At 65.8% G+C, this 22,773-nt stretch carries 22 protein-coding genes; 17 read left to right on the top strand and 5 right to left on the bottom strand.

All coding sequences use genetic code 11. From position 1 onward, the window contains the following. Positions 1 to 224 precede the first annotated feature (224 nt). From prfB to NJG22_RS11870, 7 genes are all read left to right on the top strand, one after another. A protein-coding gene (gene prfB / locus NJG22_RS11840) for a peptide chain release factor 2 (RefSeq protein ID WP_134689589.1) occupies positions 225 to 1,320 on the top strand; the annotation gives its coding sequence in 2 pieces (ribosomal slippage) (positions 225 to 296 and positions 298 to 1,320; 1,095 coding nt in all). Between the two features lie 93 nt (positions 1,321 to 1,413). After that, positions 1,414 to 2,916 (top strand): lysine--tRNA ligase, encoded by a 1,503-nt coding sequence (lysS, locus tag NJG22_RS11845; RefSeq protein WP_217849607.1) that lies wholly within the window; start codon positions 1,414 to 1,416, stop codon positions 2,914 to 2,916. A gap of 130 nt (positions 2,917 to 3,046) precedes the next feature. Further along, complete coding sequence (locus NJG22_RS11850) at positions 3,047 to 3,751, top strand: TetR family transcriptional regulator (RefSeq protein ID WP_217854059.1); 705 nt, start codon at positions 3,047 to 3,049, stop codon at positions 3,749 to 3,751. 29 nt (positions 3,752 to 3,780) lie between these two features. Continuing rightward, on the top strand, positions 3,781 to 4,329 hold the full coding sequence (locus NJG22_RS11855) for a hypothetical protein (protein ID WP_253094738.1): 549 nt from the start codon (positions 3,781 to 3,783) through the stop codon (positions 4,327 to 4,329). A gap of 61 nt (positions 4,330 to 4,390) precedes the next feature. Continuing rightward, complete coding sequence (locus NJG22_RS11860) at positions 4,391 to 5,668, top strand: flavohemoglobin expression-modulating QEGLA motif protein (RefSeq protein ID WP_134689571.1); 1,278 nt, start codon at positions 4,391 to 4,393, stop codon at positions 5,666 to 5,668. Continuing rightward, positions 5,640 to 6,563 carry an alpha/beta hydrolase gene (locus NJG22_RS11865; RefSeq protein WP_253094740.1) on the top strand — a complete coding sequence of 308 codons (924 nt, stop codon included), beginning with the start codon at positions 5,640 to 5,642 and terminating at the stop codon, positions 6,561 to 6,563. The genes NJG22_RS11860 and NJG22_RS11865 overlap by 29 nt, the downstream gene beginning before the upstream one ends. Then, a complete protein-coding gene (locus tag NJG22_RS11870) occupies positions 6,560 to 6,886 on the top strand; it encodes a hypothetical protein (protein ID WP_134689569.1) in 327 nt (108 codons plus the stop codon). The genes NJG22_RS11865 and NJG22_RS11870 overlap by 4 nt, the downstream gene beginning before the upstream one ends. 164 nt (positions 6,887 to 7,050) lie before the next feature. On the opposite strand, the gene NJG22_RS11875 is transcribed toward NJG22_RS11870, so the two are convergent. The 3 genes from NJG22_RS11875 to NJG22_RS11885 form a co-directional block, all read right to left on the bottom strand. Then, entirely contained in the window at positions 7,051 to 7,839 is a 789-nt protein-coding gene (locus NJG22_RS11875) for an OmpA family protein (RefSeq protein ID WP_253094742.1), read from the bottom strand. Between the two features lie 48 nt (positions 7,840 to 7,887). Next, a complete protein-coding gene (locus NJG22_RS11880) occupies positions 7,888 to 8,301 on the bottom strand; it encodes a DUF4398 domain-containing protein (protein WP_134689567.1) in 414 nt (137 codons plus the stop codon). A 255-nt stretch (positions 8,302 to 8,556) separates the two neighbouring features. Next, positions 8,557 to 8,901 (bottom strand): pilin assembly protein, encoded by a 345-nt coding sequence (locus tag NJG22_RS11885; RefSeq protein WP_217849596.1) that lies wholly within the window; start codon positions 8,899 to 8,901, stop codon positions 8,557 to 8,559. A 144-nt stretch (positions 8,902 to 9,045) separates the two neighbouring features. On the opposite strand from NJG22_RS11885, the gene ppc reads away from it, so the two are divergent. The 7 genes from ppc (at position 9,046) to NJG22_RS11920 (ending at position 16,192) form a co-directional block, all read left to right on the top strand. After that, positions 9,046 to 11,673: a phosphoenolpyruvate carboxylase gene (ppc, locus tag NJG22_RS11890; RefSeq protein ID WP_253094744.1), complete on the top strand. Its 2,628-nt coding sequence runs from the start codon at positions 9,046 to 9,048 to the stop codon at positions 11,671 to 11,673. Between the two features lie 258 nt (positions 11,674 to 11,931). Then, positions 11,932 to 12,582 carry an adenylate kinase gene (gene adk, locus NJG22_RS11895; RefSeq protein WP_253094746.1) on the top strand — a complete coding sequence of 217 codons (651 nt, stop codon included), beginning with the start codon at positions 11,932 to 11,934 and terminating at the stop codon, positions 12,580 to 12,582. 88 nt (positions 12,583 to 12,670) lie between these two features. Next, entirely contained in the window at positions 12,671 to 13,345 is a 675-nt protein-coding gene (gene tsaB / locus NJG22_RS11900; RefSeq protein WP_253094748.1) for a tRNA (adenosine(37)-N6)-threonylcarbamoyltransferase complex dimerization subunit type 1 TsaB, read from the top strand. A 131-nt stretch (positions 13,346 to 13,476) separates the two neighbouring features. Continuing rightward, positions 13,477 to 13,767: a hypothetical protein gene (locus tag NJG22_RS11905; RefSeq protein WP_134689562.1), complete on the top strand. Its 291-nt coding sequence runs from the start codon at positions 13,477 to 13,479 to the stop codon at positions 13,765 to 13,767. 3 nt (positions 13,768 to 13,770) lie between these two features. Continuing rightward, complete coding sequence (locus NJG22_RS11910) at positions 13,771 to 14,640, top strand: DUF72 domain-containing protein (protein WP_253094751.1); 870 nt, start codon at positions 13,771 to 13,773, stop codon at positions 14,638 to 14,640. A gap of 22 nt (positions 14,641 to 14,662) precedes the next feature. Next, positions 14,663 to 15,493: an isocitrate lyase/phosphoenolpyruvate mutase family protein gene (locus NJG22_RS11915; protein WP_253094752.1), complete on the top strand. Its 831-nt coding sequence runs from the start codon at positions 14,663 to 14,665 to the stop codon at positions 15,491 to 15,493. Positions 15,494 to 15,499: 6 nt separating this feature from the next. Next, on the top strand, positions 15,500 to 16,192 hold the full coding sequence (locus tag NJG22_RS11920) for an extensin family protein (RefSeq protein WP_253094754.1): 693 nt from the start codon (positions 15,500 to 15,502) through the stop codon (positions 16,190 to 16,192). 2 nt (positions 16,193 to 16,194) lie between these two features. Here NJG22_RS11920 and NJG22_RS11925 read toward each other — a convergent pair whose 3' ends face one another. Continuing rightward, on the bottom strand, positions 16,195 to 16,812 hold the full coding sequence (locus tag NJG22_RS11925) for an energy transducer TonB (protein ID WP_217849583.1): 618 nt from the start codon (positions 16,810 to 16,812) through the stop codon (positions 16,195 to 16,197). Between the two features lie 98 nt (positions 16,813 to 16,910). Between NJG22_RS11925 and NJG22_RS11930 the strand changes: the two genes are divergently transcribed. Then, on the top strand, positions 16,911 to 17,693 hold the full coding sequence (locus NJG22_RS11930) for a class I SAM-dependent methyltransferase (protein WP_217849581.1): 783 nt from the start codon (positions 16,911 to 16,913) through the stop codon (positions 17,691 to 17,693). A gap of 75 nt (positions 17,694 to 17,768) precedes the next feature. Here the strand turns inward: NJG22_RS11930 and NJG22_RS11935 are convergent, their stop codons facing one another. After that, a complete protein-coding gene (locus tag NJG22_RS11935) occupies positions 17,769 to 18,410 on the bottom strand; it encodes a TetR/AcrR family transcriptional regulator (RefSeq protein ID WP_302467661.1) in 642 nt (213 codons plus the stop codon). Positions 18,411 to 18,581: 171 nt separating this feature from the next. Between NJG22_RS11935 and NJG22_RS11940 the strand changes: the two genes are divergently transcribed. Together NJG22_RS11940 and NJG22_RS11945 are read left to right on the top strand one after the other, a co-directional pair. Next, complete coding sequence (locus NJG22_RS11940) at positions 18,582 to 19,679, top strand: efflux RND transporter periplasmic adaptor subunit (RefSeq protein ID WP_253094757.1); 1,098 nt, start codon at positions 18,582 to 18,584, stop codon at positions 19,677 to 19,679. A gap of 6 nt (positions 19,680 to 19,685) precedes the next feature. After that, positions 19,686 to 22,739, top strand: coding sequence for an efflux RND transporter permease subunit (locus NJG22_RS11945; RefSeq protein ID WP_253094758.1), 3,054 nt, complete (start codon positions 19,686 to 19,688; stop codon positions 22,737 to 22,739). The last annotated feature ends 34 nt before the right edge of the window (positions 22,740 to 22,773 follow it).

A 22,773-nucleotide genomic window follows, 5' to 3' on the forward strand; every position in this document is an offset into this window, starting at 1 on the left:
GCAAGGCCTGCGTTCGGCCTCCTGAAGTCGCGAAGTTACGGGCGGCGCCTGGGCTGGCGCAGCTGTCGCTCGTGGGCTAGGGCGCTAGCCTCTTGATCGGCAACGGCAACGGCAACACTGCGTTCATGGAATGCGTCCATACCGCCCGGCGGGTCTGCCGCCATCCCCCAGACTCGGTTATACTCGCAGGCTTTTCACCGAATTCGCACGAGAGCTGCCCGCCCATGGAAATCCAACCGATCCTGAACACCATCAAGGACCTCACCGAGCGTTCCCAGTCCATTCGGGGGTATCTTTGACTACGATCACAAACATGATCGTCTGGTCGAAGTAAACCGCGAGCTGGAAGACGCCGCTGTCTGGAACAAGCCCGAGTACGCCCAGGCCCTGGGCCGCGAGCGCGCCATGTTGGCACAGGTGGTCGAGACCCTGGACAAGCTGTCCAACGGCCTGACCGACTGCAAGGACCTGCTCGACATGGCTGTCGAGGAGAACGATGAAGGCGCCGTCAGCGATGTCGAGACCGAGCTGCAAGGGCTTGAGGAATCCCTCGCCCAGCTCGAGTTCCGTCGCATGTTCAGCGGCGAGATGGACATGAACAACGCCTACCTGGACATCCAGGCCGGCTCCGGCGGCACCGAGGCCCAGGACTGGGCCAACATCCTGCTGCGCATGTACCTGCGCTGGGCCGACAAGCGCGGCTTCGACGCCACCATCATCGAACTCTCCGAAGGTGAAGTCGCCGGCATCAAGGGCGCCACCGTGCACATCAAGGGCGAGTACGCCTTCGGCTGGCTGCGCACCGAAATCGGCGTGCACCGCCTGGTCCGCAAGAGCCCGTTCGACTCCGGCGCCCGTCGCCACACCTCGTTCAGCGCGGTGTTCGTGTCGCCCGAGATCGACGACAAGGTCGAGATCGAGATCAACCCGTCCGACTTGCGCATCGACACCTACCGCTCCTCCGGGGCCGGCGGTCAGCACGTCAACACCACCGACTCGGCGGTGCGGATCACCCACGTGCCGACCAACACCGTGGTGGCCTGCCAGAACGAACGCTCCCAGCACGCCAACAAGGACACCGCCATGAAAATGCTGCGGGCCAAGTTGTACGAACTGGAAATGCAAAAACGCAACGCCGCCTCCCAGGCCCTGGAAGACAGCAAGTCGGACATCGGCTGGGGCCACCAGATCCGCTCCTACGTGCTCGATGACTCGCGCATCAAGGACCTGCGTACCGGCGTCGAGCGCAGCGACTGCCAGAAGGTCCTGGACGGCGACCTCGACCAGTACCTGGAAGCGAGCCTCAAGCAGGGCCTGTAAGCCGTACACCACCGCCGCGCTACCTGGCCAGCCGCCGGTAGCGCGTGCCCTGCCCGGATCGGGCAACGAACACCTGATGGAAAGAATGACGACATGAGCGACCTCAAGACCGAAGCGCAAGACCTGCAACAGGAAGAAAACGCCCTGATCGCCCTGCGCAAGGACAAACTTGCCGCAGAGCGCGCCAAGGGCAATGCCTTCCCCAACGACTTCCGCCGCGACAGCTACTGCAACGACCTGCAGAAACAGTACGCGGACAAGACCAAGGAAGAGCTGGAAGCAGCCGCGATTCCGGTCAAGGTTGCCGGTCGCATCATGCTCAACCGTGGCTCGTTCATGGTCATCCAGGACATGACCGGGCGCATCCAGGTCTACGTCAACCGCAAGACCCTGCCCGAAGAAACCCTGGCCGCGGTCAAGACCTGGGACCTGGGCGACATCATCAGCGCCGAAGGCACCCTGGCTCGCTCCGGCAAGGGCGATCTGTACGTCGAAATGACCAACGTGCGCCTGCTGACCAAGTCGCTGCGCCCGCTGCCGGACAAGCACCACGGCCTGACCGACACCGAACAGCGCTACCGCCAGCGCTACGTCGACCTGATGGTCAACGAGGAAACCCGCCACACCTTCCGTGTGCGTTCGCAGGTGATCTCGCACATTCGCAAGTTCCTCATCGAGCGCGACTTCCTCGAGGTCGAGACGCCGATGCTGCAGACCATCCCGGGCGGCGCCGCGGCCAAGCCGTTCGAAACCCACCACAATGCCCTGGACATGGCCATGTTCCTGCGTATCGCGCCGGAGCTGTACCTCAAGCGGCTTGTCGTTGGTGGCTTCGAGAAAGTCTTCGAGATCAACCGCAACTTCCGTAACGAAGGCGTTTCGACCCGGCACAACCCCGAGTTCACCATGCTCGAGTTCTACCAGGCCTACGCCGACTATCGCGACAACATGGACCTCACCGAGGAACTGTTCCGCGAGCTGGCGCAGCTGGTACTGGGCAGCACCGACGTGCCCTATGGCGACAAGGTCTTCCACTTCGGCGAGCCGTTCGTGCGCCTGTCGGTGTTCGACTCGATCCTCAAGTACAACCCCGAGCTGACCGCCGCCGACCTGCAAGACGTCGACCGCGCCCGTGACATCGCCAAGAAGGCCGGCGCCAAGGTGCTCGGCCATGAAGGCCTGGGCAAGCTGCAGGTGATGATTTTCGAGGAGCTGGTCGAGCACAAGCTGGAGCAGCCGCACTTCATCACCGAGTACCCGTTCGAAGTCTCGCCGCTGGCCCGTCGCAACGACGACAACCCGGCCGTGACCGACCGTTTCGAACTGTTCATCGGCGGTCGCGAGATCGCCAACGCCTACTCCGAGCTCAACGACGCCGAAGACCAGGCCGAGCGCTTCCTGGCCCAGGTGGCCGAGAAGGACGCCGGTGACGACGAAGCGATGCACTACGACGCCGACTTCGTTCGTGCCCTGGAGTACGGCATGCCGCCGACCGCCGGTGAAGGCATCGGCATCGACCGCCTGGTGATGCTGCTGACCAACTCGCCGTCGATCCGTGACGTGATCCTGTTCCCGCACATGCGTCCACAGGCCTGAGTGATGTGAACAAGCCGCCTTTCGAGGCGGCTTTTTCATGCCTGAAGCTTTATGTTGTTTCTACGGGCCTCATCGCGGGGCGCGTACAGGCAACCCACTGTTCGTGAGGTAAACCAGAGTGACCCCCGCCATGCCCCACCAGGGCGCCGCCGGCATCGCCACCGCCGTCGCCGAAAGTGTGCAGTACCAGGGCCGCAAGACCGCCCGCCAGGGCAGCGAGCAGCGCCGCCAGCAGATTCTCGACGCGGCCATGCGCATCGTCGTGCGTGATGGCGTGCGTGGCGTGCGCCACCGCGCCGTGGCCGCTGAAGCTGGTGTGCCGCTGTCGGCCACCACCTATTACTTCAAGGACATCCAGGACCTGCTGGCCGACACCTTCGCCCAGTATGTCGAGCGCAGCGCCGCCTACATGGCCAAGCTGTGGACCAATACCGAGGGCGTGTTGCGCCAGTTGCTCGCCCAGGGCGACGGTTCACCCCAGGCCCGGGCGCAACTGGCCGATGAAGTGGCGCGCATGCTGGCCGACTACGTCCTGCGCCAGCTTAACAATCGCCGCGACTTCCTCATGGCCGAGCAGGCCTTCCGCCAGGAGGCGCTGCTGTGCCGGCGCCTGGCAGAGCTGGTGCAGGCCCACGAGCAGATCCTGCTGCATGGTGCGCGGCAGATATTGCAGGTGGTCGGCTCGCGTCACCCCGAGCAGGACGCCCAGATGTTGACGGCGATAATCGAGCAGATGGAATATCAGGGCCTGCTCGAGGACGCGAATGCAAGGGCCGATGAGCAGATGCTCGCTATCCTTGTCCGATACTTGCAGATGGTGCTGGCTTCGGCCTGAGTGGCGAACGACTTTTCAAGGAGAAGCTGATGAAAGCCTGGCGTGTGGTGTTGTTGACCTTGTCATTCCTCGTGCTGGGCGGATGTCTGGTGACCTTCGACGAGCCGCTGGCGGCCAACCAGCAGGCGCCGAAGGCCTTGCTCGGCCAATGGAGCAGCAAGGACGCCTGGGGCCAGCCGCTGAAGCTGAGCATCAGCCGCGCCGGCGGCAATACCTACAAGGCCGTGGCCCGCGCCCAGGGCAAGGCGCCCGAGGAGTACGCCTTCACCGTGGCCCGGCATGGTAACCGCTGGTACCTGTCGGCCGGCGTGCCCAAGCGCCTGGGCGGCAATTTCCTGATTGGTGGTTTCGAAATCGTCGATGGCAAGGAACTGGTGGTCTACAACCTCGATGTCGAACAGGTGCAGCAGGCGGTGGCCAACAAGGAACTGAGCGGGCGCAGTACCGCGGTAGCGGACGACAATGGCCAGGGCGTGTTGATCGACAGCCCGGCGCAGCGGGTGCTGGCGTACCTGGACGACCCGGCCAACTCGGACCTGTTCGTCGAGGTGGCGCGCTTCCAGCGTGCCGCCAAGTAGCAAGGCGCGGTTCGCCGGCCTTGCCGGCGCACCCGGCCCACTAGAATGCAAGGAGTCCCCGGTGGACGAGTACCAGCAAACCATCCGCAGCTTGTCCGACCGTATCGTCGCCGCGCAGACCCCGATCCGCGTGCTCGACGCGGTCAAGTGGGACGACGGCATCCGCCAGGGTTTTCTCAAGGCCAAGGGCAAGGAGCCGCCGGCAGTGGACCGGGCCTACTACCAGAGCCGCCCGCTGTCGTTCGACTCCAATGCGCTCAAGGCTGAATTCCAGGGCATCGAACGCGACATCACCCGCCAGCTTGGCCAGTTCAACCCGGTCGGGCAGATCATGCGGCGCATGTGCAAGGAGTACCGCATGGTGGTGCGCATGCTCGAGGCGCGCGGCACCGAGGACTTCGGCCTGATCTCCCAGGAGCTTTACGGCGCAGCCTCGGACGCGTTCCACGCCGGTGACCCGACCCTGGCCGACCTGGGCCTGATGCTTTCGGACTACCTGAACAACATCGACGGCCGTGGCGACCTGAAGGACGAGCCGAAGAACCTCACGGCGAAAGAGGCGGTGGCGATCCTCCAGCGCCGCCTGAACAAGGTGTTCGGCGAGGCCGAGGAAACCATCCGCGTGTTCGAGTCCGACGGTATCGTCGCCGACGCCGCGGCGGGGGCCGACTACATCAAGGTGCGCGCCGACGCCATGTTCAACAGCCGCGACGTGCGGGCACTGGAGGTTCACGAGGGCCTGGTGCATGTCGGCACCACCCTCAACGGCCTCAACCAGCCGATCTGCACCTTCCTGGCCAAGGGCCCGCCCTCGTCCACGGTGACCCAGGAAGGCCTGGCCATCCTCATGGAGGTGATCGCCTTCGCCTCCTACCCCAGCCGCCTGCGCAAGCTCACCAACCGCACCCGCGCCATCCACATGGTCGAGGAGGGCGCGGACTTCCTGCAGGTCTTCGAGTTCTTCCGTGGCCAGGGCTTCGAGATGGGCCAGAGCTACAGCAACGCCAGCCGAGTGTTCCGCGGCTCGGTGCCCAATGGCCTGCCATTCACCAAGGACTTGTCCTACCTCAAGGGCTTCATCATGGTTTACAACTACATTCAGTTGGCCGTGAAGAAGGGCAAGCTGGAGCAGATCCCCTTGCTGTTCTGCGGCAAGACCACCCTGGAAGACATGCGCACGCTGCGCCAGCTGGTCGAGGAAGGCCTGGTGGAGCCGCCCAAGTACCTGCCCGAGCAGTTCCGCGATCTCAACGCGCTGTCGGCCTGGATGTGTTTCTCCAACTTCCTCAACCACCTGAGCCTGGACCGCATTGAAGCCGACTACGCGAACATTCTCTGACGCCTGGCGTCACCTCGCCCTCGGCCTGGGGTTGCTGCTGTTGGCCGGCTGCAGCAGCCTGCTGTTCTATCCCGAGCCTGGCCAGCCGTTCACCCCGGCGAAGGCCCGCCTGGCCTACCAGGACCTGACCCTGACCGCCGCCGATGGCACCCGCCTGCACGGCTGGTGGTTGCCGGTGCCCGAGGGGGTCGCGATCAAGGGCACGGTGCTGCACTTGCATGGCAACGGCGGCAATCTGGCCTGGCACCTTGGCGGCAGCTACTGGTTGCCGAAGGAAGGTTACCAGGTGCTGATGATCGACTACCGCGGTTACGGCCTGTCCCAGGGCAAGCCGACGCTGCCCGAGGTGTATGGCGACATTGCCGCAGCCTTGAGCTGGCTCGACCAGGCGCCCCAGGCGCAAGGCAAGCCGCTGGTGCTGCTGGGTCAGAGCCTTGGCGGGGCCATGGCCATCCACTACCTGGCGCAACACCCGCAACAGCGCCAGCGCTTCAGCGCCTTGGTGTTCGATGGCGTGCCGGCCAGCTACCGCGCGGTGGGGCGCTATGCCCTGGGCACCTCGTGGATGACCTGGCCGCTGCAGGTGCCGTTGTCGTGGCTGGTGCCCGATGGCGACAGCGCGATCCATTCCATCGAGCGCCTGGCCAGCCCACCCAAGCTGTTCTTCCACAGCATCGACGACCGGCTGGTGCCGCTGGACAACGGCCTGCGCCTGTACCAGCACGCGCCACCACCACGGGTGCTGCAGCTGACCCGCGGCGACCATGTGCAGACCTTTGCCGACCCGACCTGGCGCCAGGTGATGCTGCGCTTCCTGGACGACCCCACGCACTTCAACGGCCTGCGCCGCCTGGCCGAAGTCCCCAATTACCTTGATGAGAAGAACGCGCAATGAGTGAAGAACGCAACGCCATCCCCCTGATCCTGACCGGTGTCGGCAGCATCATCGTGACGGTGGGAGTCCTCTGGTACTACGGCTACCTGCATTTCGCCAAGCCGCAGGATGCGCTGCTGTTGCAGGACTTCACCATGCTCAAGACCATTCCCGGAGAGGACTACAAGCTTTCCCTGACCCCGGCGCCACAGGTGGCGCAGTGCATCGATGGCGTGCTGGTGCTGTTCGATACCGAGCAGAAGGGCCTGACCGGCGTGTTGGTGGACAACCGCAAGCGTGCGGTGCGGTGCATGGGGCAGGAGACGCCGCAGCAGGTGCAGTGAGCCTGTCCTGACCTTCAGATGGGGCAGTGCTAGGCCAGGTTTCAGGAGGGTGCTGTCTGCGTGGGAGCGGGCTTGCCCCGCGATGTGTCGCCCGCACGATGTTCAATCCCAAGCCATAAAAAAACCCCGCCATCAGGCGGGGTTCTTCACTCAAGCACCAGTGGTTACTGGATCTGGCTCACCGAACGCGGCGCCACCGGCTGGTTGTCGTTGGAGATGGTCACCTCCACCCGACGGTTCTGCGCACGGCCCGAGTTGCTGCCGTTGTCGGCCACCGGATACTCCTTGCCGTAGCCCTGGGCGACGATGCGCGCAGGGTCGACGCCGGCCCGCACCAGCGCCATGCGTACCGAGCCTGCGCGGCGCTCGGACAGGGTCTGGTTGTAGTTGGCCGAACCGACGCTGTCGGTATAGCCCTCGACGATCACCTTGCGCTCAGGGTTCTCCTGGAGGAACTGGGCCAGCTTGGTAATGTTCGGGTAGGCGCTGCTCTTGAGGTTGGCCTTGTTGAAGTCGAACAGCACGTCGCCGAAGGTCACCAGGGTGCCGCGGTCGGTCTGCTTGGCGTTGAGGCTGTCCTGCAGCTTCTTGATCTGCGCGTCGCGGGCGTCCAGCTTGGCCTGGGCGCGCTGGGCGGCGGCATTCTTCAGGTCGGCCTCGGCGGTGCGCAGGGCGATGGTCTGCTTGGCCACTTCGACGCGCTGGTTGGTCAGGTAGGCCAGCTGGTCGACCTTCTTCTCGTTCTCACGGTCCATGTAGGCCTTGTCGGCTTTGTTCAGCCAGTCCTGGGCGTCCTTGGTCTCCAGCGCGGCCACCTTGCTCGACTGCGGATCGCTCTGCAGGGCCGAGAAGTTGGTGCGGGCCGATTCCAGGTTGGCGTTCGGGTCGTGGGAGCAGGCAGCCAGGCCTACGCTCAGGGCCAGCAGGGCGGGAATCATGATCTGTTTGCGCATGGTGTTCATCCTTTGATCTCTAACGAAGGCTCAAGTGGCGGGGCAGGCTCATTCGGCGCTGCGCAGGCCTTCCTCACGTACGTCGTTGACGCCCTGGCGGGCATCCTGCACGGCTTTCTGGGCCTTGGCGGCCTGGGCCTTGCGCTCGGCGACGCGGGCGTCCCACTCGGCCTGTTCGGCGAGCAGCTTGGCCTCGTCGTACTGCTTGTCGTGCATGGCGATCTCGGCCTTCTTGAACTTGTCCTGGGCGGCTTTCATCTCCACCGCGGCAAATTCGGTACCGCCGGCACTCACCGCCGAGTTGACCGCCGACTGGGTCACGGCGTATTGCTCGGTAGGCGGTTTGCCCGCGCAACCGGCCAGCACCAGGCTGCTGCCCAGGGCCAGCGCGGCCAGCTTGAGCCCGCGCAGGTGAGTGGAAGTAGGTTTTTCGATGCGGGTCTTCATGGTGGTCAACTCCATTGGGTCACTCCTGTTAAACGACGATGGCCACTACGGGTTCATCGCTGTTCCCCTGACGCCAGGCGAGCGCGGCAACGCCCGTGTCTTAAGGGTTTTGCCGTGATGGCTATTGGCTGTGACCGAGGCGTTTTTTGAATAGTTCAGAAAAATTTGCACGCTAAAGGTATTTTTTTCTGACTAATTGGTCAGCGGACTTGACCTGGAACTTACGTGGCCGATGGCGGTATGCCGGGCCTTGCCCGGCACCCGCGAAGCTCAGTGCGAGGGGTCTTCCGGCACCCGGCCAAGGGCCTGCAGGTGGCGGCGGGAGAGGGCCAGAAAGCGCGGGGTAGGGCCGATGTCCTCGTACAGCGGATCGCCTTCCTCGTCGGTGGCGATCACCTGTTGGCCCTTGATGTAGGGGAAGCTGGCCTCCAGCTCCTCGAGCGCGGCGGCCACCAGCTCACCGAGCAGTTCCTCGGGGCTGCGCTTGGGGTACATCTCGATCAGCGCGGCCAGGCGCGCTTCGGCTTCCATGTCCAGGTGCAGGACATGGCCGGTCGGGCTCAGGCGGCCGGCGGCATTCTGTTCCCAGTGCTGGGCGAGTTCGCGGATTTTCATGATGACCTCTGTCAAAGCCTCGAAAGTGGCATTGCTTCGGATGACCTGTGTTCACTTTAGTTGCTTTGCGTGTTCCCGGCTTGCCAGGCGCGCGCCTTGGTGGGCACTCTTGGGGCCTGCTGTTTCCCGGAATGGAGAGGCCCGATGAGCGATATCGATCTGCGCTTGCGTGAGGATGTGCATCTGTTGGGGGAGCTGCTGGGCGAGACCATTCGCCAGCAGCATGGCGAGGCGTTCCTGCAGAAGATCGAGGCCATTCGCCACAGTGCCAAGGCCGACCGGCGCGATGCCGGCGAGCAGTTGAGTTCGACCCTGGGCGACCTCGCCGAGCAAGACCTGCTGCCGGTGGCGCGGGCATTCAACCAGTTCCTCAACCTGGCCAATATCGCCGAGCAGTACCAGTTGATCCACCGCCGCGACGCCGACCAGCCCGCGCCCTTCGAGGCGCGGGTACTGCCCGAGCTGCTGGCGCGGTTGCAGGCCGCGGGGCACGCCAATGAAGCCCTGGCCCGCCAGCTGGCCAGGCTGGACATCGAGCTGGTGCTCACCGCCCATCCCACCGAAGTGGCCCGCCGCACGCTGATCCAGAAGTACGACGCCATCGCCGCGCAGCTGGCGGCGCAGGACCACCGCGACCTGCTCCCCGCCGAACGCCAGCAAGTGCGCGAGCGCCTGCGCCGGCTGATCGCCGAGGCCTGGCACACCGAGGAGATCCGCCGTACCCGGCCGACCCCGGTGGACGAGGCCAAATGGGGCTTCGCGGTGATCGAGCATTCGCTGTGGCAAGCCATCCCCAATCACCTGCGCAAGGTCGATGGCGCATTGTTCGAGGCCACCGGCCTGCGCTTGCCGCTGGAGGCGGCGCCGGTGCGTTTCGCCTCCTGGATGGGCGGCGACCGCGACGGCAACCCCAATGTCACCGCGGCGGTAACCCGTGAGGTGCTGCTGCTGGCGCGCTGGATGGCTGCCGACCTGTTCCTGCGCGATATCGACCATCTGGCCGCCGAGTTGTCCATGCAGCAGGCCAGCCCGGCGCTGCGTGCCCAGGTCGGCGACAGTGCCGAGCCGTACCGCGCCTTGCTCAAGCAGTTGCGCGATCGCCTGCGCGCCACCCGGGCCTGGGCCCACGCCTCGCTGGCGGCGACCCAGCCGGCCAGCGCCGCGGTGCTGGTCGACAACCGCGAGCTGATCGCGCCCTTGCAGCTGTGCTATCACTCGCTGCATGAGTGCGGCATGGGCGTGATCGCCGATGGGCCGCTGCTCGACTGCCTGCGCCGGGCGGTGACCTTCGGCCTGTTCCTGGTGCGCCTCGATGTGCGCCAGGACGCCGCCCGCCATCGCGATGCGCTGTCGGAAATCACCGATTACCTTGGGCTGGGCCGCTATGCCGATTGGGACGAGGAGGCGCGCATCGCTTTCCTCCAGGCCGAGCTGAACAACCGTCGGCCGTTGCTGCCGGCGCACTTCCAGCCCGAGGCCGACACTGCCGAAGTGCTGGCCACCTGCCGCGAGGTTGCCGCCGCGCCAGCGGCTTCGCTGGGCTCCTACGTGATCTCCATGGCCGGCGCCGCCTCGGATGTGCTGGCCGTGCAGTTGCTGCTCAAGGAGGCCGGCTTGACCCGGCCCATGCGGGTGGTGCCGCTGTTCGAGACCCTGGCCGACCTGGATAACGCCGGCCCGGTCATGCAGCGCCTGCTGGGGCTGCCCGGCTACCGCGCCGGCCTGCACGGTCCGCAGGAGGTGATGATTGGCTACTCGGACTCGGCCAAGGACGCCGGCACCACCGCCGCCGCCTGGGCCCAGTACCGCGCCCAGGAGAACCTGGTGCGCATCTGCCGCGAGCATCAGGTCGAGCTGTTGTTGTTCCATGGCCGCGGCGGCACGGTTGGCCGTGGCGGCGGCCCGGCCCATGCGGCGATCCTGTCGCAGCCGCCGGGGTCGGTGGACGGGCGCTTGCGCACCACCGAGCAGGGCGAAATGATCCGCTTCAAGTTCGGCCTGCCCGGCATTGCCGAGCAGAACCTCAACCTCTACCTGGCCGCGGTGCTGGAAGCGACCTTGCTGCCGCCACCGCCGCCGCAGCCAGCCTGGCGCGCGCTGATGGACCAGTTGGCGGCCGATGGGGTCAAGGCTTATCGCGGCGTGGTGCGGGACAACCCGGACTTCGTCGAGTATTTCCGCGAGTCGACGCCGGAGCAGGAGCTGGGTCGCCTGCCACTGGGCAGTCGCCCGGCCAAGCGCCGCGCCGGCGGTATCGAGAGCCTGCGGGCCATTCCGTGGATCTTCGGCTGGACCCAGACGCGGCTGATGCTGCCCGCCTGGCTGGGCTGGGAAACCGCGCTGAACAATGCCCTGGCCCGCGGCCAGGGTGAGCTGCTGGCGCAGATGCGCGAGCAATGGCCGTTCTTCCGTACCCGCATCGACATGCTGGAGATGGTCCTGGCCAAGGCCGACGCGCAGATTGCCGAGGCCTACGACCAACGTCTGGTGCAACCCGCGCTGCTGCCCCTGGGTGCGCACCTGCGCGACCTATTGTCGCAGTCGTGCCAGGTGGTACTGGGCTTGACCGGCCAGCCGGTGCTACTCGCCCACAGCCCGGAAACCCTGGAATTCATCCGCTTGCGCAACACCTACCTGGACCCTTTGCATCGCCTGCAGGCCGAGCTGCTGGCACGTTCGCGCAGCCGCGAAGCCGCTCTGGACAGCCCGTTGGAGCAGGCCTTGCTGGTGACCGTGGCGGGTATCGCGGCGGGCTTGCGCAATACCGGTTGAAGGGCCGGGGCGCTGGGTCTGGCGGGTGTCCTGCCTGGGGCACTGCGCGGGCATGATGCCTGGTTGCGCCGGGCGCAACCGCCCCCCTGGCAGGCCGCAAGTGGCGCATTCCTGCCACTTTGGGACGCTTGTCGGGGGGGCGGACGCTGTGTATCTTGATCAGCCTTTTGACCGATTTTGCGGTCTCATCCGATTTTCCGGAGTTGGCCTTGTGCGCCGAATCCGTTGATTTGCATAGAAAAATATGAGGAGCACAAGATGCGCGTAATTCTGCTGGGAGCTCCCGGGGCCGGTAAAGGTACTCAGGCAAAGTTCATCACCGAAAAGTTCGGTATCCCCCAGATCTCCACCGGTGACATGCTGCGTGCCGCCGTCAAGGCCGGCACCCCGCTGGGCCTGGAACTGAAGAAAGTCATGGATGCCGGCCAGTTGGTCTCCGACGAACTGATCATCAGCCTGGTCAAGGAGCGCATCGCCCAGCCGGACTGCGCCAACGGCTGCCTGTTCGACGGTTTCCCGCGCACCATCCCGCAGGCTGAAGCCATGGTCGCTGCCGGTGTCGACATCGACGCCGTGGTCGAGATCGCCGTGGACGACGAAGAGATCGTCGGGCGCATGGCCGGTCGCCGCGTGCACCTGGCCTCGGGGCGCACCTACCACATCCAGTACAACCCGCCGAAGGTCGAAGACAAGGACGACGTCACTGGCGAAGACCTGATCCAGCGCGACGACGACAAGGAAGAGACCGTGCGTCATCGCCTGTCGGTCTACCACAGCCAGACCAAGCCGCTGGTGGACTTCTACCAGAAGCTGTCGGCCGCCAACGCCGGCAAGCCGAAGTACAGCCATATCGAAGGCGTCGGCTCGGTCGAGTCGATCACTGCCAAGGTGCTGGCAGCCCTGAGCTGATCCTCGCCATGCATCACGACGGCCCGCTTGCGGGCCGTTGTCGTTTATACTGCCGCTCTTTTTCCCTATCGCCTGGATACCTCGCTCGATGACCACCTTGCTGGCCCTGGATACCGCCACCGAAGCCTGTTCCGTCGCCTTGCTGCATGACGGCAAGGTGACCAGCCATTACGAGGTGGCCCCGCGCCTGCACGCAAAGAAGCTGCTGCCGCTGATCAAGCAGTTGCTGGCTGACTCGGGCGTGGCGTTGAGCGCGGTGGATGCCATCGCCTTCGGCCGTGGCCCCGGCGCCTTTACCGGCGTGCGTATCGCCATCGGCGTGGTCCAGGGCCTGGCCTTCGCCCTCGAGCGCCCGGTGCTGCCGGTATCCAACCTGGCCGCGCTGGCCCAGGGCGCACTGCGTGGGCGCGGCGTGCAGCAGGTGGCCGCGGCCATCGATGCGCGCATGGACGAGGTGTATTGGGGCTGCTACCAGGCCCAGCAGGGCGAAATGCGCCTGGTCGGCCACGAGGCGGTGCTGGCGCCGGAGCGCGTGGCCCTGCCAGCGGGGCTGGGCGCTGAGTGGTTTGGCGCCGGCAGTGGCTGGGGCTATGCCGAGCGCTTGGCGGTGCAGGTCGCCGCCAGCGATGCCAGCGCCTTGCCCAGCGCCCTGGATATCCTGACCCTGGCCGGCTTTGCCTGGGCCCGGGGCGAGGCGGTTGCCGCCGAACAGGCGCAACCGGTGTACCTGCGCGATAATGTGGCTACGCCCAAGGCGCGTTGAAGGCAGTTCGTCGGCTATCGCCGTTCACGATAAAACCTTTTGCGCGTTCTGTGGTCCAGTTATCAGTTAGGGCATTAGCGAAGGATTACAGGTGCTGCTAAATTGCCATCATTGATCCTGAGTGCCTTTTCATGCGTATCGACGGCTTTTCCTCATCGAGCTACCCCATCAAGCGCGCGCCGCGCAAGGCGTTGGCCCGTGACGAAAACATCGACGAGGCCGATGCCGAGATCATCGACGACACCGACGCGCAGATCAGCCGCGCCAGCCGCCGCAGCGAAAACCTGCCAGCCCGCCAGCAGGACCTGATCTTCCCCCGTGCCCGTGACCGGCGCACGGCCTCGGCCCTGGCCAGCTACCTGACCACTGCCGGCTTCACTGACTGGGAGATGGAAGTGCTGGGGCTGGACCTGTACATTTGATGGATGACGCCATCAACCCTGCCTTATTTTCTCGGTTGTCCGTCCTGGGCTGAAAATGCCTGGCGCGACTATCTCTACCCTGCCGACGCGCGCTCCGGCGAATACCTTGGGTTGTACAGCCAGGTGTTCAATGCCGTCGAGGGCAATACCACCTTCTATGCCCGCCCAGCCCCCGCCACCGTCGAGCGCTGGGCGCAACTCATGCCGCCCGGGTTTCGCTTCACGGCCAAGTTCCCAGGTGATGTCAGCCATGCTGGCGACTTGCGCGAGCAACTCGATTCGGCCCGCAACTTCACGCAGCTGATGGCGCCACTGGGTGCGCGGGTCTCCCCGTACTGGCTGCAGTTACCGGCGATGTTCGGCCCGACGCGGTTGGGCGAATTGGCGTATTTCCTCGATCAGATCGGCGTGCCGGTGGCGGTGGAGGTGCGCAACGATGCGTTCTTCGCCCGCGGCGACGAAGAGCGCCTGCTCAACCGCCTGTTGCACGAGCGTGGCGTGGAACGCATCTGCCTCGACCCGCGGGCGCTGTTCAGTTGCACGTCCCGCGAGCCCGCTGTGCTTCACGCCCAGTCCAAGAAGCCCAAGGTACCGCCGCGCCCGGCTGCGTTCAGCCAGCACCCGCAGGTGCGCTTCATCGGCCATCCGGAGCTGGCGGCCAACGAGCCTTTCCTCACGCCCTGGGTCGACAAGGTGGCGGCCTGGATCGAAGAGGGCCGCAGCCCTTATGTATTCCTGCACACCTCGGACAACCGCCTGGCCGCAGCGCTTGCCCAGCGTTTTCACCAGCGTCTGATGGCCCGCCTGCCGGGGCTGGCGCCACTGGCGGAATTGCCACGCGCCCCGGAGGTCGAACAGTTGGGGCTACTTTGACCTTAAAGCGAGAGGTTGATCCATGGATGTGCAAACCCTGCGAGCCGAAGCCTTCAAGGCGCTGCATGAACGTGATGGCGCGTTCGTCATCGCCAATCCGTGGGATGCCGGTTCCGCGCGATTGCTGGCCAGCCTGGGTTTCGAGGCGCTGGCCAGCACCAGCGCGGGCCTGGCCTTCAGCCTGGGGCGGCCGGATGGCCAAGGTGCGTTGACCCTGGAGGAGACCCTGGACAACGCCAGGGCGATTGTCGATGCCACGCCGCTGCCGGTGGCGGCAGACCTGGAAAACGGCTTTGCCGACCTGCCGGAAGACTGCGCGCAGGCTATCCTGCGGGCGGCCGAGGCCGGTCTGGTGGGTGGCTCCATCGAGGATGCCACTGGCCAGGGCGCGGCACCGATCTACGACTTCGAGCTGGCGCTGGCGCGGGTGCGTGCCGCGGTCCAGGCAGCGCGCAGCCTGCCATTTCCCTTCACCCTGTGCGCCCGCGCGGAAAACCTGCTGCATGGGCGCCTCGATCTGGACGACACCATCAAGCGTCTGCAGGCCTATGCCGAGGCGGGGGCCGATGTGCTCTACGCGCCGGGGTTGCGCAGTGTCGACGAGATCCGCGCGGTGGTGCAAGCCGTGGCGCCTAGGCCGGTCAACGTGTTGATGGGGCTGGCGGGGGTGGCGTTGAGCGTGAACCAGTTGCAGGACCTGGGGGTCAGGCGCATCAGTGTGGGTTCGTCACTGGCCCGTGCCGCGCTGGGTGGCTTGCAGCGGGCAGCGCTGGAGATCCAGGAGCAGGGGACTTTCACCTATGGTGAGCAGGCGCTGCCTTTTGCCCAGCTCAATGAACTGTTTCGCCGCTGAGGCCGCATGCGCCTGAGCCTGGCGCTGCTGGGAGGCCTGCTGCTGCTGGCAGGCCTGGCTTGGCAGTTGCTGGGCTGGCGCCCGCCGGATACCTGGAACCCCTGGGCCGTGCTGGATGTGCGGCAGGCACCGAACCTGCTGACGCCCTACAAGCTGTCACGCCTGCGCGATGACCCCGAGCTGTGTCGCCGGGCGTTGGCAACCTCGTCCCTGCGCTATCGAAGGCAGGCGGACAGCCCCGCCGATGCCAGCTGCCCATTGCGCAACGTCTGGCGCATCGAGGGCGGCGATGTGCGCTTGAGCAGCAGTTTCCTGGCCAGTTGCCCGCTGGCGGTGGCCTATGCGTTGTTCGAGGTGCAGGGGCTGCAACCGGCGGCGCTGCGTGCGTTCGGGCAGCCGGTGGCCCAGATCGATCACCTTGGCAGTTTCGCCTGCCGCAATGTCTACCATCGCAAACAGGGGCGTCCAAGCCAGCATGCCACCGCCAATGCACTGGATATTAGTGGTTTTCGCCTGAAGGACGGCCAGCGCATCCTGCTGGCGCGGGACTGGCAAGGGGAAGGGGTAAAGGCGCAATTCCTGCGCGAGGTGCAGCAGATGGCTTGCGAGAGTTTCAGCACGGTGCTGGGGCCTGACTATAACGCCGCCCATCACAACCACTTCCACCTGGACATGGGATTCTGGCAGATCTGCCGATGAACTCAGGCGTGTACGCGCACATTGTTCAGCACCACCGGGCGTGCCCAGTGAGTATCGAACTCCAGGTCGTTCTGTTGCTGGGCCAGGGTCGCGTCGTCGAACGGCTCGGGCGCCGGATCGAGCAGGTTCATCTCGAACTCGGCAATCGGCAAGAACAGAGGGCGCGGCGAAGGACCGGGGCCAGGCTCGGCGATAGGCTGGCCCTGGTTCATCACCACCGGGCGCAGCCAGCTGTTGTTGATGTCCAGCTGGCGTTGCTGCTCGATCAACTCGGCGGTGCTGAACGGCTCGGGGGCAGGCGGCAGAAAGCGCGCCTCCAGCTCGGCCTTGGGCAGGAACAGCGGCTCGGGCGGTGCGACTTCGCGGTCGTGTACCGGCAGGCCACGCTGGGCATCGATCAGCGCCAGGGCGCGGGCGCCGCCGATGGGTTCGCCGCTTTCCTTGTCGTACTGCACCAGGGCCTGGGCAGTGCCGTCGACCTCGCCTTGCTGCTCGGCCATCGCGCGGGCGAAGAAATCCTGCCACAGGTGGCTGACGCCACCCAGTGCCTGGGTATTCTGCCGACCGTAGTTGCCGACGGGCGACAGGTAGGTCAAGCCGATGGGAAGAGTATCTGACATGGCAGTCGCGCGCGTTGTGCTCTGGCAGAATAGCGGGAATATGGCTTGTATCGGCGTTGGCCGGGTTTTCATTAATTTTTTTGCGAGTGCGGGATCGGATGGCAGAGCAACAGCAGGGCACGGGTATCAGGGTCGAGGCATTGGCCCCGCAATTCCAGGCGCAAGCCGTGGCATGGGCTGAGCGCCTGGGGTTGCCGCTGGTGGACGAGGCTGCGGAATTTGCCGTGCAGGTGGGGGGAGAGGGTTTGCAGATCCAGCAACTGGGCCCCCAGGCACCGGGCCCGGTGCGGGTGGATTTCGTCGAGGGCCAGGCGGCGCACCGGCGTTTGTACGGGGGCGGCAATGGGCAGATGATCGCCAAGGCCGTGGGCATCGCCCAGGGCGTGCGGCCGCAGGTGCTCGATGCCACGGCGGGCTTGGGCAAGGATGCATTCGTCCTGGCCAGCCTGGGCTGCCAGATGACCCTGATCGAGCGCCAGCCGCTGGTCGCCGCGCTGTTGGAAGACGGGCTGGCGCGGGCGCGGGGCAATGAAGAGGTGGGCGCGATCGTGGCGCGCATGCGCCTGCTGACCGGCAATGCCATCGAGCGCATGCGCACCTGGGAAGGCGAGGCGCCGCAGGTGGTCTACCTGGACCCGATGTTCCCGCACCGCGACAAGAGCGCGCTGGTGAAAAAGGAAATGCGCGTGTTCCGGCCGCTGGTCGGGGATGACCTGGATGCGCCGGCGTTGCTCGAGGCCGCCTTGGCGCTGGCCTCGCACCGGGTGGTGGTCAAGCGCCCGCGCAAGGCGCCGATCATTGCCGGGCCCAAGCCCAGCCACAGCCTGGAGGGCAAATCGAGCCGCTACGATATCTACCCCAAGAAGGCGTTGAAGGGCTGATACGGATTGGGTGTTTGCGTGTCAGCGCTGGCGGGTGCCAAGCGATAGCCTGGCAGCGCCTGTGCCGGCAAATACCTACTGCCGGTAGGCCCGCACAAACACGCCCACAGCCTCCTGCACATGCGCCTCGACCTCATCCCCGACCAAGGCTGGCGCATAGCCGATCAACAAGCGATAGTCCGGTGCGCCCTTGATCAGGCAGAAAAAATGCTCAGCCGCCTGCAACGGATTGTCGATGCGCAACAACCCACGCTGGTCCACCCCGCGCAGCAAGCTCTCCATCCCCGCCAGCACCCGCTTGGGCCCCGCTTCGTAGAAATACTGCCCGAAGCCGGGGTCCTGGCTGCCCAGGGCAATGATCAGGCGGCTCAACTTCACCGCCTCGTCGCTGCTGATCAAGGCCTGGAAACCACGGGCGATGTTCAGCAGCACATCCTCCACCGCCACCCCTTCGGGGTACTCGAACATCAGGTCCGGCAACTGGTTCTGGCAGGTGGCCATGACCGCCGCGCCGAACAGCGTCTGCTTGTCGGTGAAGTGGCTGTAGACCGTGAGTTTTGAAACACCTGCCGCCGCAGCGACCGCATCCATGCTGGTGTTGGCATAGCCAAGGCTGAGGAACAGCGACTTGGCGGCTTCGAGGATGGCCTCGCGCTTGGCCAGGTCCTTGGGCCGGCCTGGGCCGATGGGTGCGTCGTTGGACATTGGAAACCGTATCTGCTGGGAAAGGTGAGCATCTTACCGGGTCGCGGGCTGTCCGGCTGTAGCGTACGTCGCATGGCGAATGCACGTTTTCTCCTGTCTACCCGCTTCCCCGGCCCGTTTCGCTGACTTAATATACCGGCCAGTATAAATATTCGATGCGTCCTCTGCCAAAGGTCCTCCCCCATGTTGCGTCGTGCGTTGTCCCTCGCCCTGCCCGCTGCCATCGTGCTGCTTACCGCCTGCGGCCAGGAGGCCGCGCCTCCTGCGGCCCCGCGCCCGGCGCTGGTGATCCAGCCCCAGCCCGCCGGGGCGTCCGCCGACAGTTATCCGGGCGAGGTGCGGGCGCGCTTCGAGCCGGAACTGGCCTTCCGCATCGGCGGCAAGGTCAGCAAGCGCCTGGTGGAGGAGGGGCAGCGGGTCAAGGCCGAACAGCCCCTGGCCGAGCTCGATCCACAGGATGTGCGCCTGCAACTGGAAGCCAACCGCGCTCAACTGGCCGCCGCCGAGGCCAACCTGGCGCTGGTGCGCGCCGAGCGCGACCGCTACCAGAAACTGCTCGAGCGGCAGATGGTCAGCCATTCCCAGTTCGACAACGCCGAGAATCTCTACCGTGCCGGCCAGGCGCGGCTCAAGCAAGCCAAGGCCGAGTTCGAGGTCGCTGGCAACCAGGCCGAATACGCCGTGCTGCGCGCGCCCCAGGCCGGGGTGATCGCCAAGCGCCAGGTCGAAGTGGGCCAGGTGGTCGCTGCCGGGCAGACTGTATTCACCCTGGCCGCCGATGGCGAGCGCGAGGTGGCCATCGGCCTGCCGGAACAGCAGTTCGCCCGCTTTGCCGTGGGCCAGGCGGTCAGCGTCGAGCTGTGGTCGCACCCGGATCAACGCTTCGAAGGACGCATTCGTGAACTGTCCCCGGCGGCTGATCCGCGCTCGCGCACTTTCGCCGCGCGGATTGCCTTCGCCTCCAGCAGTGCCCCGGCCGAACTGGGCCAGAGCGCCCGGGTGTTCATCGCCCACCGCGAGCGCGCGCCACTGGCGGTGCCATTGTCGGCGGTCACTGCCGAGGCCGGCCAGGCGTATGTCTGGCGAGTCGGCCAGGGCAACCGCCTGGAGCGCGCCCAGGTGCGCCTCGGTGCTTACGGCGCCGACAGCGTGCCGGTGCTCGAGGGCCTGCAGGCCAGCGACTGGGTGGTGGCCGCCGGTGGTCATGTGCTGCGCGAAGGCCAGCAAGTGCGCCCGGTGGACCGCAGCAACCGTGACGTGAACCTGACGGCCAAGGAGTAAGTCCCGATGGGTTTCAACCTTTCCGCCTGGGCGCTGCGCAATCGGCAGATCGTCTTGTTCCTGATGATCCTGCTGGCGGCGATCGGCGCCATGTCCTACACCAAGCTCGGCCAGAGCGAGGATCCGCCGTTCACCTTCAAGGCCATGGTCATCCGTACCCTGTGGCCGGGTGCGACCGCCGAGGAGGTGTCGCGCCAGGTCACCGAGCGCATCGAGAAGAAACTGATGGAAACCGGCGAGTACGAGCGAATTGTGTCGTTCTCCCGGCCGGGTGAGTCCCAGGTCACCTTCATGGCCCGCGACTCGCTGCACTCCAAGGACATTCCCGAGCTGTGGTACCAGATCCGCAAGAAGGTCGCCGACATCAAGCACAGCTTGCCGCCGGAGGTTCAGGGGCCGTTCTTCAACGACGAATTCGGCACCACCTTCGGCAACATCTATGCCCTGACCGGCGCCGGCTTCGACTATGCGGTGCTCAAGGACTATGCCGACCGCATCCAGATCCAGTTGCAGCGGGTCAAGGACGTGGGCAAGGTCGAGCTGGTCGGGCTGCAGGACGAGAAAGTCTGGATCGAGCTGTCCAACGTCAAGCTGGCGACCCTGGGCGTGCCGTTGAGCGCGGTGCAGCAGGCCCTGCGCGAGCAGAACGCGGTGAGTACCGCCGGCTTCTTCGAGACCCCCAGCGAGCGCCTGCAGCTGCGGGTGAGCGGGCGTTTCGACAGTGTCGAGCAGATTCGCCAGTTCCCCATTCGCGTCGGTGACCGCACCTTCCGTATCGGCGATGTCGCCGAGGTGCAGCGCGGCTTCAACGACCCACCCGCGCCGCGCATGCGCTTCATGGGCGAGGACGCCATCGGCCTGGCCGTGTCGATGAAGGACGGCGGCGACATCCTGGTGCTGGGCAAGGCCCTGGAAGGCGAGTTCGCGCGCCTGGCCCAGAGCCTGCCGGCGGGCATGGAGCTGCGCAAGGTGTCCGACCAGCCAGCGGCGGTAAAGGCCGGGGTCGGCGAGTTCGTCCAGGTGCTGATCGAGGCCTTGGCCATTGTCTTGCTGGTGAGCTTCTTCTCCCTCGGTTTGCGCACCGGCCTGGTGGTGGCGCTGGCGATTCCGCTGGTGCTGGCCATGACCTTCGCCGCGATGCACTACTTCGGCATCGGCCTGCACAAGATTTCCCTGGGCGCGCTGGTGCTGGCGCTGGGGCTGCTGGTGGACGACGCGATCATCGCGGTGGAGATGATGGCGATCAAGATGGAGCAGGGCTACGACCGGCTCAAGGCGGCCAGCTACGCCTGGACCAGCACGGCCTTCCCGATGCTCACCGGCACCCTGATCACCGCCGCCGGCTTCCTGCCGATCGCCACGGCCGCCTCGAGCACCGGTGAATACACCCGCTCGATCTTCCAGGTGGTGACCATCGCCCTGCTGACCTCGTGGGTGGCCGCGGTGGTGTTCGTGCCCTACCTGGGCGAGCGCCTGCTGCCGGACCTGGCCAAGCTGCACGCTGCCCGCGGGCATGCCCCCGACCCCTACGGCACGCCGTTCTACCAGCGGGTGCGGCGGTTGGTGGAGTGGTGCGTGCGCCGGCGCAAGACGGTGATCGTGCTGACCATTGCCGCGTTCGTCGGCAGCATCCTGCTGTTCCGTTTCGTGCCGCAGCAGTTCTTCCCGGCCTCCGGTCGCCCGGAGCTGATGGTCGACCTCAAGCTGGCCGAGGGTGCCTCGCTGAACAACACCGCCGAGCGGGTCAAGCAACTGGAAGCGATGCTCAAGCAGCAGGATGGCATCGACAACTATGTCGCCTATGTCGGCACCGGCTCGCCGCGCTTCTACCTGCCGCTGGACCAGCAGCTGCCGGCGGCGAGCTTCGCCCAGTTCGTGGTGCTGGCCAAGTCGCTGGAAGACCGCGAACGCCTGCGCAGTTGGCTGATCGCCACCTTGGACGAGCAGTTCCCCGACCTGCGTTCGCGGGTCACGCGCCTGGAGAACGGCCCGCCCGTGGGCTACCCGGTGCAGTTCCGGGTCACTGGCGAGCACATCGAGAAGGTTCGCGCCCTGGCTCGGCAAGTGGCGGCCAAGGTGCGCGAGAACCCACACGTGGTCAACGTGCACCTGGATTGGGAAGAGCCGAGCAAGGCGGTGTACCTCGACATCGACCAGGACCGCGCCCGCGCGCTGGGGGTGAGCACCGCGCACCTGTCGAGCTTCCTGCAAAGCTCGCTGACCGGCAGCAGTGTCAGCCAGTACCGCGAAGACAACGAGCTGATCGAGATCCTCTTGCGGGGCACCCCCGAGGAGCGCCGCGAACTGGGCAACCTGGGCAGCCTGGCGTTGCCCACCGACAACGGCCAGAGCGTGGCGCTGTCGCAGGTGGCGACCCTGGAGTACGGCTTCGAGGAGGGCATCATCTGGCACCGCAACCGCTTGCCGACGGTCACCGTGCGGGCGGATATCTATGACAAGGAACAGCCGGTGACCCTGGTCAAGCAGATCCTGCCGACCCTGCAACAGGTCAAGGCCGAGCTGCCGGACGGCTACCTGCTGGAGGTCGGCGGCACGGTCGAGGACTCCGAGCGCGGCCAGCGCTCGGTCAACGCCGGCATGCCGTTGTTCATCGTGGTGGTGTTGAGCCTGCTGATGATCCAGCTGCGCAGTTTCTCGCGGATGTTCATGGTGTTCCTCACCGCGCCCCTGGGGCTGATCGGCGTCACCCTGTTCCTGCTGGTGTTCCGCCAGCCGTTCGGCTTCGTCGCCATGCTCGGGACCATCGCCCTGGCGGGGATGATCATGCGCAACTCGGTGATTTTGGTCGACCAGATCGAGCAGGATATCGCCGCGGGGCTGGACCGCTGGCAGGCGATCATCGAGGCGACGGTGCGGCGCTTCCGGCCGATCGTGCTGACCGCGCTGGCGGCGGTGCTGGCGATGATCCCGTTGTCGCGCAGCGTGTTCTATGGGCCGATGGCGGTGGCGATCATGGGCGGGTTGATCGTGGCCACGGTGCTGACCCTGTTGTTCCTGCCGGCATTGTATGCCGCGTGGTTCAGGGTCAGGAAAGACTGAAAAACCGCAGGGGAGGGCTGTGCCCTCCTTTCGC

The sequence above is a fragment of the Pseudomonas sp. VA159-2 genome, from assembly GCF_024126635.1.
In the GTDB taxonomy this organism is placed as follows: Bacteria; Pseudomonadota; Gammaproteobacteria; order Pseudomonadales; family Pseudomonadaceae; genus Aquipseudomonas; species Aquipseudomonas muyukensis.

Coding starts and splice junctions, on each gene's coding strand:
- lysS (WP_217849607.1), top strand. CDS start 1,414: ATGAGCGACCTCAAGACCGAAGCGCAAGACCTGCAACAGGAAGAAAAC.
- NJG22_RS11850 (WP_217854059.1), top strand. CDS start 3,047: ATGCCCCACCAGGGCGCCGCCGGCATCGCCACCGCCGTCGCCGAAAGT.
- NJG22_RS11855 (WP_253094738.1), top strand. CDS start 3,781: ATGAAAGCCTGGCGTGTGGTGTTGTTGACCTTGTCATTCCTCGTGCTG.
- NJG22_RS11870 (WP_134689569.1), top strand. CDS start 6,560: ATGAGTGAAGAACGCAACGCCATCCCCCTGATCCTGACCGGTGTCGGC.
- NJG22_RS11875 (WP_253094742.1), bottom strand. CDS start 7,839: ATGCGCAAACAGATCATGATTCCCGCCCTGCTGGCCCTGAGCGTAGGC.
- NJG22_RS11880 (WP_134689567.1), bottom strand. CDS start 8,301: ATGGAGTTGACCACCATGAAGACCCGCATCGAAAAACCTACTTCCACT.
- NJG22_RS11885 (WP_217849596.1), bottom strand. CDS start 8,901: ATGAAAATCCGCGAACTCGCCCAGCACTGGGAACAGAATGCCGCCGGC.
- ppc (WP_253094744.1), top strand. CDS start 9,046: ATGAGCGATATCGATCTGCGCTTGCGTGAGGATGTGCATCTGTTGGGG.
- adk (WP_253094746.1), top strand. CDS start 11,932: ATGCGCGTAATTCTGCTGGGAGCTCCCGGGGCCGGTAAAGGTACTCAG.
- tsaB (WP_253094748.1), top strand. CDS start 12,671: ATGACCACCTTGCTGGCCCTGGATACCGCCACCGAAGCCTGTTCCGTC.
- NJG22_RS11905 (WP_134689562.1), top strand. CDS start 13,477: ATGCGTATCGACGGCTTTTCCTCATCGAGCTACCCCATCAAGCGCGCG.
- NJG22_RS11910 (WP_253094751.1), top strand. CDS start 13,771: ATGACGCCATCAACCCTGCCTTATTTTCTCGGTTGTCCGTCCTGGGCT.
- NJG22_RS11915 (WP_253094752.1), top strand. CDS start 14,663: ATGGATGTGCAAACCCTGCGAGCCGAAGCCTTCAAGGCGCTGCATGAA.
- NJG22_RS11920 (WP_253094754.1), top strand. CDS start 15,500: ATGCGCCTGAGCCTGGCGCTGCTGGGAGGCCTGCTGCTGCTGGCAGGC.
- NJG22_RS11925 (WP_217849583.1), bottom strand. CDS start 16,812: ATGTCAGATACTCTTCCCATCGGCTTGACCTACCTGTCGCCCGTCGGC.
- NJG22_RS11930 (WP_217849581.1), top strand. CDS start 16,911: ATGGCAGAGCAACAGCAGGGCACGGGTATCAGGGTCGAGGCATTGGCC.
- NJG22_RS11940 (WP_253094757.1), top strand. CDS start 18,582: ATGTTGCGTCGTGCGTTGTCCCTCGCCCTGCCCGCTGCCATCGTGCTG.
- NJG22_RS11945 (WP_253094758.1), top strand. CDS start 19,686: ATGGGTTTCAACCTTTCCGCCTGGGCGCTGCGCAATCGGCAGATCGTC.